This window comes from Bacillus cereus group sp. BfR-BA-01380 (assembly GCF_022663535.1).
In the GTDB taxonomy this organism is placed as follows: Bacteria; Bacillota; Bacilli; order Bacillales; family Bacillaceae_G; genus Bacillus_A; species Bacillus_A cereus_BB.
The window spans coordinates 1-498 of the sequence record NZ_JAKUFS010000092.1 but is presented as its reverse complement, the minus strand read 5'-3'; the positions used below and the strand labels follow the sequence as shown (position 1 = coordinate 498).

Below are 498 nucleotides of genomic sequence, written 5' to 3'. Positions count from 1 at the left end.
CCCTGTGAGAGTAGGACGTTGCCAGGCTTGTATTATTCCGCAGTAGCTCAGTGGTAGAGCTATCGGCTGTTAACCGATCGGTCGTAGGTTCGAGTCCTACCTGCGGAGCCAATTGGAGAGCTGTCCGAGATGGCCGAAGGAGCACGATTGGAAATCGTGTATACGTCATAAGCGTATCAAGGGTTCGAATCCCTTGCTCTCCGCCATAAAACTTTGGCCCGTTGGTCAAGTGGTTAAGACACCGCCCTTTCACGGCGGTAACACGGGTTCGAATCCCGTACGGGTCACCACTTTGGAGGATTAGCTCAGCTGGGAGAGCACCTGCCTTACAAGCAGGGGGTCGGCGGTTCGATCCCGTCATCCTCCACCATATAAAATAATGAATAGTATCATCGCGGGGTGGAGCAGTCTGGTAGCTCGTCGGGCTCATAACCCGAAGGTCGCAGGTTCAAATCCTGTCCCCGCAACCAATGGTCCCGTGGTGTAGTGGTTAACATG

At 54.0% G+C, this 498-nt stretch carries 5 tRNA genes; all 5 read left to right on the top strand.

Annotation, left to right across the window (positions count from 1 at the left end):
• Positions 1-36 precede the first annotated feature (36 nt).
• The 5 genes from MR076_RS26010 (at position 37) to MR076_RS25990 (ending at position 470) form a co-directional block, all read left to right on the top strand.
• A tRNA-Asn gene (locus tag MR076_RS26010) sits at positions 37-111 on the top strand.
• 3 nt (positions 112-114) lie between these two features.
• A tRNA-Ser gene (locus MR076_RS26005) sits at positions 115-206 on the top strand.
• 9 nt (positions 207-215) lie between these two features.
• Positions 216-290 (top strand) — tRNA-Glu (locus tag MR076_RS26000).
• 4 nt (positions 291-294) lie between these two features.
• Positions 295-370 (top strand) — tRNA-Val (locus MR076_RS25995).
• Positions 371-393: 23 nt separating this feature from the next.
• Positions 394-470: transfer RNA gene (locus MR076_RS25990), tRNA-Met, on the top strand.
• The last annotated feature ends 28 nt before the right edge of the window (positions 471-498 follow it).